The sequence below is a fragment of the Paenibacillus sp. J5C2022 genome, assembly GCF_025567625.1.
In the GTDB taxonomy this organism is placed as follows: domain Bacteria; phylum Bacillota; class Bacilli; order Paenibacillales; family Paenibacillaceae; genus Pristimantibacillus.
In genome coordinates this window covers 160,132-169,972 of record NZ_JAOQJC010000012.1, presented here as the reverse complement: position 1 = coordinate 169,972, position 9,841 = coordinate 160,132, and the positions used below count along the sequence as shown (strand labels likewise).

9 protein-coding genes are annotated in these 9,841 nt (G+C 53.0%); 7 read left to right on the top strand and 2 right to left on the bottom strand.

Features of this window, described 5'->3' with window-relative positions; all coding sequences use genetic code 11:
* Nucleotides 1-289: 289 nt before the first annotated feature.
* The gene (locus M6D81_RS12515; protein WP_262677237.1) at nt 290-511 is read right to left on the bottom strand and encodes a hypothetical protein; all 222 of its coding nucleotides are present in this window, start codon (nt 509-511) and stop codon (nt 290-292) included.
* A gap of 276 nt (nt 512-787) precedes the next feature.
* Between M6D81_RS12515 and nrdI the strand changes: the two genes are divergently transcribed.
* From nrdI to M6D81_RS12490, 5 genes are all read left to right on the top strand, one after another.
* Nucleotides 788-1,147: a class Ib ribonucleoside-diphosphate reductase assembly flavoprotein NrdI gene (nrdI, locus tag M6D81_RS12510; RefSeq protein ID WP_262677236.1), complete on the top strand. Its 360-nt coding sequence runs from the start codon at nt 788-790 to the stop codon at nt 1,145-1,147.
* On the top strand, nt 1,134-3,218 hold the full coding sequence (nrdE, locus tag M6D81_RS12505) for a class 1b ribonucleoside-diphosphate reductase subunit alpha (protein WP_262677235.1): 2,085 nt from the start codon (nt 1,134-1,136) through the stop codon (nt 3,216-3,218). Before nrdI ends, nrdE begins: the two co-directional genes overlap by 14 nt.
* A gap of 50 nt (nt 3,219-3,268) precedes the next feature.
* On the top strand, nt 3,269-4,225 hold the full coding sequence (gene nrdF, locus M6D81_RS12500) for a class 1b ribonucleoside-diphosphate reductase subunit beta (protein ID WP_262677234.1): 957 nt from the start codon (nt 3,269-3,271) through the stop codon (nt 4,223-4,225).
* A gap of 183 nt (nt 4,226-4,408) precedes the next feature.
* Nucleotides 4,409-5,314 carry an HPr(Ser) kinase/phosphatase gene (gene hprK, locus M6D81_RS12495; protein ID WP_262677233.1) on the top strand — a complete coding sequence of 302 codons (906 nt, stop codon included), beginning with the start codon at nt 4,409-4,411 and terminating at the stop codon, nt 5,312-5,314.
* 88 nt (nt 5,315-5,402) lie between these two features.
* Entirely contained in the window at nt 5,403-5,858 is a 456-nt protein-coding gene (locus M6D81_RS12490) for a GyrI-like domain-containing protein (RefSeq protein WP_262677232.1), read from the top strand.
* Between the two features lie 72 nt (nt 5,859-5,930).
* Here M6D81_RS12490 and M6D81_RS12485 read toward each other — a convergent pair whose 3' ends face one another.
* Nucleotides 5,931-7,100 (bottom strand): GGDEF domain-containing protein, encoded by a 1,170-nt coding sequence (locus M6D81_RS12485; protein ID WP_262677231.1) that lies wholly within the window; start codon nt 7,098-7,100, stop codon nt 5,931-5,933.
* Between the two features lie 264 nt (nt 7,101-7,364).
* Here M6D81_RS12485 and M6D81_RS12480 point away from each other — a divergent pair, with 264 nt between their 5' ends.
* Together M6D81_RS12480 and M6D81_RS12475 are read left to right on the top strand one after the other, a co-directional pair.
* Nucleotides 7,365-8,513 carry a glycosyltransferase family 4 protein gene (locus M6D81_RS12480; RefSeq protein ID WP_262677230.1) on the top strand — a complete coding sequence of 383 codons (1,149 nt, stop codon included), beginning with the start codon at nt 7,365-7,367 and terminating at the stop codon, nt 8,511-8,513.
* Nucleotides 8,510-9,808 carry a metallophosphoesterase family protein gene (locus tag M6D81_RS12475; protein WP_262677229.1) on the top strand — a complete coding sequence of 433 codons (1,299 nt, stop codon included), beginning with the start codon at nt 8,510-8,512 and terminating at the stop codon, nt 9,806-9,808. Before M6D81_RS12480 ends, M6D81_RS12475 begins: the two co-directional genes overlap by 4 nt.
* The last annotated feature ends 33 nt before the right edge of the window (nt 9,809-9,841 follow it).

Genomic DNA, 9,841 nt, shown 5'->3' with positions numbered 1-9,841 from the left:
AAAAACGTACAAAGTAAGTAGTTATATAGACAGTAACTGCCTATCACTCCAATTGAGCGCATAGGAGGCGGGAATGAGCTGTAACATGCGATTGATCGCCCCAAATGGTCACATAGCCCCGCCAAGAGTGCCACGTCCGCCCCAAAGCCGCCATTAATCGCTCAAATTGGTTACATTACGGGCGGGAATGAGCTGTAACATGCGATCTATCGCCCATATTGATTACATAACAGACGGGAATGAGTTGAAACATGCGATCTATCGCCCCAAATGTTCACACTCATCCACGCTATTCTCGCAGCGCATCCTTCAAGCGGCTGTTCATGGCATCCGACGAGGCGCGTCGTTTGGAGGCGGAGAGCTTCAGCTGACGCACCTCATCACGAAGTCGATTGCGCTCGAATTCGATCGTTTCCACATAGTCCAATAGATCTTGAGACTTTCGTCCCGCTTCTTCGAACAGGACATGAAGTTCCCGAACCGCTTCCTCCCGGGATATCGTTTTTTTCATGTCTACCTCCAAATATAGCTATAAAATGTCACTATCCCATCATAGCCATATCTGATAGAATAGTCGAGTACGCTCAAAAACGCGGCAAAAAAACTAACCATATTTTTCATTGACGGAACCTATATCTTGATGTAAAATCAAAATCACCAACTACATATTGATGTATGTAGTGGTTTCAGTAATAGCCATCAGGCGAATCGTTACCTAGCGCATCTGCCACAGTCAGGGACAGAAGCGCATTTTTATTGCTATAATTCGGTAGAGGAGCGGGCGTTGATGCTAGTTGTCTATGATTCAAAAACAGGCAATGTGAAGCGTTTCGTCAACAAGCTGGAAATGCGGACGATGTCGATTGACGAGTATCATGATATTGACGAGCCTTATGTATTAATTACATACACGACAGGCTTCGGGCAAGTTCCGGAGAAGGTTGCAAGCTTCCTGGAAGCGAAGCATGGAATGTTGCGCGGCGTCGCCGCCAGCGGCAATCGGAATTGGGGAACGGGCTTCGCCAAGAGCGCGGATACCATCTCCCAGAAGTACGATGTCCCCGTCATTGCAAAGTTTGAGTTGTCAGGTACGACACAGGATAGGTTACATTTTGTTGAGAGGGTGCAAACCATTGAAGCATATTGAGTTGAACAACGAATTGATGCAGCGCGGCGAGGACGGCTTCTATCAGCTGGAGAAGGACAAGGAAGCCGTACTGGCATTCATGGCGGAAGTGGACGAGAAGAGCATGAAGTTCGACTCGCTGCGGGAGAAGCTGGATTACCTTATTGATAACGACTATTACGATAATGTATATGACAAATATACATACGAGCAAATAGAGGCTGTATTCCATCTGACGGCAAGCAACAATTTTCAATTCCAGTCTTACATGGCGGCATCGAAGTTCTACAAGGACTACGCCCTCAAAACCAACGACAAAAAGATGTATCTGGAGCAATATGCGGATCGAGTAGCCATCGTAGCTCTGCACCTTGGGGAAGGAAATATCGACAAGGCACTCAGCATTGCAGAGGCTATGATCGATCAGCGCTTGCAGCCGGCGACGCCGACATTCCTGAATGCGGGCAAGAGCCGCCGCGGTGAGATGGTATCCTGCTTCCTGCTGGAGATGGACGACTCCTTGAACTCCATCAACTATGTGCTGGGCACGTGCATGCAGCTGTCGAAGATCGGCGGCGGCGTAGCGGTCAACCTGTCCAAGCTGAGAGGACGCGGCGAACCGATCAAGGGCGTAGCGGGAGCGGCCAAAGGCATTATGCCGGTGCTGAAGCTGATGGAGGATGCATTCTCCTACGCGGATCAGATGGGCCAGCGCAAAGGCTCGGGTGCGGGCTACTACAATATTTTCGGCTGGGACGTTATCGAGTTCCTGGATTGCAAAAAAATTAACGCCGATGAGAAATCGCGCATCAAGACGCTGTCCATCGGCTTGATCATTCCGAATAAATTCTATGAGCTTGCCGCGGGGAACAAGCCGCTTGTCGTCTTCGGCCCGCATTCCGTTCACAAGGCATACGGCGTACACCTGGACGACATGGATATGGACAAGATGTACGAGGAGTTGCTGGCTAACGAGGCCGTGACGAAGAAGACGGTCATGAATGCGCGCGAGATGCTGACGAAGGTCGCTTCCATCCAGTTGGAATCCGGCTACCCGTATATTATGAACAAGTCCAATGCGAACGAAGTGCATGCGCTTAAGGATATCGGCAACGTGAAAATGTCCAATCTGTGTACGGAAATCTTCCAACTGCAGGAGACGACGGAAATTAACGATTACGGCTACGACGATGTCATTCGCCGCGACATCAGCTGCAACCTGGCGTCGCTCAACATCGTGAATGTCATGGAGCTTGGCAAGGTGAAGGATTCCGTCCATGTCGGCATCGACGCCCTAACGACGGTAAGTGACCTGTCCAAGATCGACAACGCTCCCGGCGTTCGCAAGGCGAATGAAGAGCTGCACTCCGTCGGACTCGGCGCCATGAACCTGAACGGCTACCTTGCGAAGAACCGAATCGCCTACGAGAGCGAGGAAGCGAGGGATTTCGCCAGCGTCTTCTTCATGATGATGAACTTCTACTCACTGGAGAAGAGTATGGAGATTGCCAAGGAGCGCGGCGTCACGTTCAAGGATTTCGATCGTTCGGAGTATGCCAAGGGCACTTACTTTACTCGCTATATTGAGACGGATTTCCGTCCGAAGACGGAACGCGTCAAGGAACTGTTCCATGGGATGGATGTTCCTTCTCCGGAGGATTGGGCTGCACTGAAGGCGAAGGTGCAGGAGCATGGCCTGTACCACGCGTACCGTCTGGCGATCGCGCCGACGCAGAGCATCTCTTACATCCAGAATGCGACATCCAGCGTCATGCCGATCGTAGAGCATATCGAGACGCGCACTTATGCGAATTCGACGACTTATTATCCGATGCCTTACTTGTCGCAGGAGAACTTCTTCTATTACAAGTCAGCCTACAATATCGACCAGTTCAAGCTGATTGATCTAGTCGCCGAGATTAGCCAGCATGTGGATCAGGGCATTTCGACCGTTCTTCACGTGAACAGCAACGTCACGACAAGAGAGTTGGCCAGATTCTACATTTATGCCGCGCAGAAGGGGCTTAAGTCACTGTACTACACGAGAACGAAGCGTCTGTCCGTAGAGGAATGTACAAGCTGCGCCGTCTAACGGATGAGTCAATTCATGATGAACAAGTAGCGAAGAAGGGGTATGCCTATATGAAAGCAGTAAACTGGAACCGCCCGGACGACGATTTTACGCACACGTTCTGGCAGCAGAATGTGATGCAGTTTTGGACAGATGAAGAGATTCCTCTCTCGGATGACAAGATGGATTGGATGAACATGACGGAAGAGGAGCAGAAGTTGTACAAAAATGTGCTTGGCGGTCTGACCTTGCTGGATACGATACAGGGCGGCGTCGGCATGCCGAAGATTCTGGAGCATGTCGACGGATTGCAGCGGAAAGCGGTCCTTGGCTTTATGGCAATGATGGAGCAGATTCATGCCAAATCCTACAGCAGCATCTTCACGACGCTTGCATCCAACGAAGAGATCGATGCGATCTTCAGATGGGTGGAGGAGAACGAGCAGCTGCAGCGCAAAGCCGAGCTGATCTCCGCATGGTACAGAAATATTACGGGTCCGAAGGAACTGTATAAAGCGATGGCAGCCTCCGTCTTCCTGGAGAGCTACCTGTTCTATAGCGGCTTCTTCTATCCGCTCTACTTGGCCGGTCAGGGCAAAATGACGAGCAGCGGCGAGATCATCGACCTGATTTTGCGCGATGAAAGCATTCATGGCTTGTACGTGGGCGTGCTGGCGCAAGAGCTGTTCGAGACGTTCAGCGCAGAAGAGCAAGAGGTGCTGCGCAGTGAAGTGCACGAATTGCTGCTGACCTTGTATGACAATGAAGTGAAATATACGGATGATCTGTATACGGCGGTTGGCTTGCAGGAGGAAGTGAAAACCTACGTCCGCTACAATGCCAATAAAGCGCTGATGAACCTTGGATTGGAGCCGCACTTCCCGGAGGAGCCGGTCAATCCAATCGTATTCAACGGCATCAGCACGCATACGAAGCAGCATGACTTCTTCTCCAAGAAGGGCAACGGTTACGTTCGTACATTAAATGTTGAGCCTTTGAAGGACGAAGACTTCGTTTTCAATTTTTAATGACAACAATAGACGCACCAGATTTTAATCGTCCTCCATTTACCGCTCCGGCTGTACTTGAGGGCGATTTTTTTAAACATACTGGCATATAAGTTCCGGGGTCCCCGCAAAGTACCCCAGTAATCTTCGAAGCGGAACCTCACTTTGTGGGGGAAATTAGCGGGGCTGGGAGGAAGGGGTTCCATGAAATTGATACAGGTGAAAGAGCTGCAGGCAAGATTCGGGCTGGAAGTGCTTGCGGCGGAGGAAAGGCTGGACCGGTCGATCGGGAAGGCGAGAGCATACCGGCCGGGACTGGAATTCACGGGTTACTTCGACTTCTTTCCGCAAGAGCATGTGCAGGTGCTGGGCAAAAAAGAAATAACCTATTTGCACAGGCTGACGGATGAGGAGCGCAACCATCATATCGGCAATATTGTGAAATATCATCCGCCGTGCTTCGTCGTCACCTCCGGCCAAAGCGGTCTGAAGTATTTGACGAAATATTGCGAGCAAGAAGGCATTCCGCTGCTCCGGACGAAGGAGCCGACATCTGCGTTCCTTAGCATGCTGGACGCCTTCCTGCTGAAAGCGCTGGCACAGGAGATCGCCATTCACGGCGTCTGCATGAACGTATCGGGGATTGGCGTGCTGCTTCGCGGCAAATCGGGCGTCGGGAAGAGCGAGACGGCGCATACGCTCATCCGCAGAGGGCACAGGCTGGTAGCCGATGATATCGTCGTGCTGAAGAAGCTGAGCGCGCAGACGCTGCTTGGCAGTCACAACGAGAAGACGAAGGAATTTCTGGCGCTTCGCAGCGTTGGTCTCGTCAATGTCGTCAGACTGTACGGCAGAGGTGCGTTCCAGGACGAGACGAGAATTACGCTGGATATCGAGCTGACGAAATGGCGGGACAACGAGTTGAACAACGAACTGGAGCTGGAGGAGAAGACAGTCGATTATATGGGCGTCCGCATACCGCACATTGAGATTCAGCTGCAGCCGGGACGGGACGTCGCCGGATTGATCGAAGCGGCGGCCAACAGCTGGTATTTGAAGCAGCAAGGCTATAGTGCAGCAGAAGAGTTTATGAAGCGTCTGGAACAATAAAACTACCATTTTAATGGCAATTCATGATACACTAAGAAGGTAGAAAGCTCATCCTACAGGTTCTGTCCATCAAAAGGAGGAAGCCAGCGTGGAAAACTGCTCGATCGTATCAAGACCGTCTCTGCACCTAGTCGGAATCAGTTATTGCGGTCCTTACGCATCCTTCCCGGATGAAGCCATTCGATTGCAAACGGAGTTTATGGCCAGGAAGCATGAATTGAACGAAGCGGCGAAATCAACTGTGCTTTACTGCCCCTATCATGGGAACGAATCCTTTGCGACGTTCTGGTCCTGCTTCAAGGTGGACTACAAGATGGAGGAAGCGCCGCCGGGCATGGTTCAGATCAGCATTCCCCCGCATCGTTACGCGATGGCTGCATGCTCCAACAAGCGAATCGGAGAAGGCTACGAACAGCTTCACGCCTGGATGAACGAGCAAGGCCTTGTGAAGCAGGAGAATGCGGTATCGCTGGAGCTATTCTATATGGATGAACAGCACTTCGAGGAGGAGCCGGTAGAGCTTCTTATTCCCATTAAAGATTAATTCAACCAATATACAAGAAGGGACTTCAGCGCGATGCGCGAAGTCCCTTGCTGCTGTAAGGAGAGATTGGCATTATGTCATCACCGCTTTGGCGGAAGCCGGCATGGAGCGATAGGCGGTGACCCGATTTTTGCCATTGGTCTTGGAATAATACATTGCTGCATCAGATTGCTTGATCAGCTCGTGAAGCTCCTTGCTGTCCTTGGATGTGCTATACCCGACGCTGACCGTCACAATCGTCTCCTCTTCTATCCGTCGGCGTATCGATTCCGCTACAACGTCGGGCTTGACTCGGTCGGTGCTTATGCAGGCCAGCAACTCCTCGCCGCCGTAGCGGCCTGCATGTCCGATGCCGCTGGATTCCTCGCGAATAATCTCCGCAACTCGCTTCAACACACCATCGGCCTTGTGATGCCCTTGCGTATCGTTCAGCCGCTTGAAGTTGTCGATATCGCAGAAGATGACCGCGACAGGCTTCCTCGCCTTCAGTTGCTCGGACTTGGCGCTGAAGTGGCGGCGGTTGTACAAGCCGGTTAGCCCGTCTAAGATAGAGGACTGATAGGTTGAGATCAGCCGCTCAATGACCCACTCGAACAGCATCATGAACAGGATGGCGGCATAGACGATCGGCAGCAGCAATACAAGCAGCAGCAGCCACGCCTGGGAGCTGTGGAACACATAATGGTCCGCTGCTCTGGCAAGCTCCAGACAGAAGTAGACGAGCAGGCTCGCATAATACTTCGGACTCATGTAGGCGCTTCGCGTACTGAGCAGCATCATCATCGCAAGGACGATGCTGTAGAAGTCCAATACCGGGAAGAGGAACAGGCCGGCATCGGTCGGCTTCATATCGAACAGCGGCGTAATGGCATGCTGTGCGCCTGCCAGCAGCAACGCGGCGACGGCCATCAGAAGGAACGGCGTCGTCTTCAGCTGCAGGGAACGAATCGTATACAGCTTCATGAACACGAAGTTGATGACGATGAAGATAAGAATAGCCATAAGTGTAGACGCGATATGCACCCATGAAGGCAGCGACCAACCAGGGAACGCCAGCAGCAGCAGCGTTTGTCTTGCCATCATAAGCATAATGCCAGCAATCAGCAGGCGGTATGTACCTTTGCTGCGGTAGCTTACATATAATTTAATAGACATGAAGAGCATGAGCACGAGCACAACGATTACCGACGAAGAAGAAAACAGCTGGGCGTGAGGCCCGGTCAACCATTGCATGAAAGTCATTATTCAACCACCATCAAGTCAGATTTGGCCATGTGCCTTTACAGAAACATACGTTCTATTATATCATAACGGAGTAGAAGAGAAAGGGAAACCTCTTTACAATTAATTCATCGGCGGAATGGGCGGTTATTTTTAATCCATGCGACAAGAAGTCTCCCACCTCTTAGCGTTAGCGTAGGCAGTGGGAGTATGTCACGAGCGACAGCATGTAAAATGTACAGGTTGTCTCGATTAAGGTTTTTTCATGAATAGGAGTTGAAATAGATGAACGTATTGCAAGCCATGTTTTTTCCTCCGGAGCAGCCGGGCGGTGTATCGTCTATGGTGCCATATATACAGGAACGATTTATGAAGCTGGGGTGGGAGATGGAGCTGTTCTCGCTGCCGAAGCGCGTGCGCGACAAGGGACAAGGCGAGGTCAAGTTCCACACATTCGATCATACACCGTTTGCGGGCAGCCGCATCGTGGACAAATATATCCAAACTTATCGGGACTACGTCTGGTGGACGGAGATGCGCATTAAGAAGAAGTACGATATTATTCATGCGCACCACCCCATTGCGGCACTGGTGATGAAGCAGTTATTCCCGGAGACGCCGCTTATTGTCACCATTCACTCCAGCTATGAGCGGGAGCTTATTCTGAACGGGAAAATAAAGGAGGGCAGCCCGGATCACCGGTTCCTGGCGGCGATCTATCGCGAGCTGGAGCAGAGGGCGGACCGGCTGCTGACGGTATCGGATTCCTTCCGCTCTTATTTGGGCCAATATGTGGAGCATCCGCAGAATATCGGCGTCATTCCCAACGGATTCGACGAGAAGCGGTTCAAGCCCATTGCCCATGACAATGCCGTTCCGCAGCTCATTACCGTATGCAGGCTTGTTCCCGCCAAGGGGCTGGATATTCTGCTGCACGCCTGCGCGGATCTGAAGCGGCGTGAGCACGCCTTCGTGCTTCATATTATCGGAGATGGACCCATTCGGGAGGAATTGGAGACGTTGGCCAAGGAACTGGGCTTGTACGACGACATCATATTTTACGGCTATATGCTTCATCCGGAGGAGTTCATGCCGTTCTTTGATATTTTTGTGCTGCCGTCTCGAGCGGAGGCATTCGGCTCCGTATTTGCGGAAGCGGCATTATGCTGGCTGGCGCTTGTCGGCAGCAATGTAGGGGGCATAGCGGAGCAGATCGAAGACGGCGTGAACGGACTGCTCGTTCCGCCGGAAGACCCTGCCGCGCTGGCAACGGCGCTGGAGAAGCTTGTGAGCGATCCGCACTTCCGCTACAATCTGGCCCGCGACGCTTGGAACAAGGCGAAGAAGGACTATTCGATTCGTCGCGTCATTACGCAGCTGAAGAAGGAATACAGTGCATTCAAGCCTGCGGAGCCGAAGGAGCCGATATCGTGAGCGTTACCGTTCCGTTCCGCTTCCTTCACGCTGCGGATCTTCACCTGGACAGCCCCTTTCGAGGACTGTCCAAGGCTCCTGCGGCCGTTCGCAGCGCGCTGGAGCAGTCTACCTTCTCGGCACTCAAGGCATTGACGGAGCTGGCGATCCGGGAAGAGGTCGACTTCGTGGTCGTAGCAGGCGACTTGTACGACGAGGCGGACAGCTCGCTCAGAGCGCAGCTGGCGCTGGCGAGGGAATGGAGCAAGCTGCATGAGCATGGCATTGCCGTATTCGCCATCCATGGCAATCACGATCATATGGGCGGCCAGCGCGCGAAGCTGAAGCTGCCGGAATCGGTGCACATATTTGGCCCGGAAGCCATGAGCGGCCAGCCGGCTTACCGTCGAAGCGGTGAGCTGGCTGCTTACATATATGGACAGTCATACGGGAGGCGGGCGGTTACGGACAACATCGCCGCTTCCTACCGCCCTTCTGCGGAGGCGCCGTTCCACATCGCGCTGCTCCATGCGAATGTGGGCGGCGATCCCTCTCATGACGCCTACGCGCCATGCACGCTGCGGGAATTGACAGCGGGCGGGTTCCATTATTGGGCACTCGGCCATATTCATACCCGCGCCATTCTGCACCAATATCCGCATGTCGTCTACCCGGGCAATGTGCAAGGACGGCATCCCCGGGAGACGGGCTCGCGAGGCTGCTATATCGTGGATGTGTCCCGATCGGGCGACGTGCAATTGGACTTCCGTCCGCTGGATGCCGTCCGTTGGATCGAAGGAGCGATATCGATTAACGGGATTCCCGATGAGGGCGAACTGCTGGATAAGCTGCTCGAAGTATCGTACGAGCTGGCTTCCCGGGAAGATGGCCGTCCGGTAATGATCAGACTGAAGCTGACCGGAGAAGGGATGCTGCACAGCAAGCTTGCGGATGGCGCCATCTTGGCCGACATGCTTGAGTCGCTGCAAGCGGAGCATGCGACAGAAGAAGAGACATCTGCTTGGATCTTCGTGTACGAGTTGGAGCAGCATACCCGCGAGCAGCTGGATTGGCGGGCGCTTGAGGAGGAAGAGAGCTTCGCGGGAGAGATGCTCCGTCTGGCCGGCAGGCTGCAGCGGGACGAAGCCGCATGGCAGTCGTTCGCGCGTGAGGCGCTGAGCTCGATTGCTGCACATCCCAAGCTTGGTCATCTGCAGCGCGGCAAGTGGAACGATCCGTCCAAGGAATGGCTGGAGCAGGCGATCAGGCTTGCCGTCGGACATATCGTGCGCCATTCGGGAGCCGGAAGAGAATGAAGCGGAATCCGGGAAGAGGAAAGAGTTCAACAG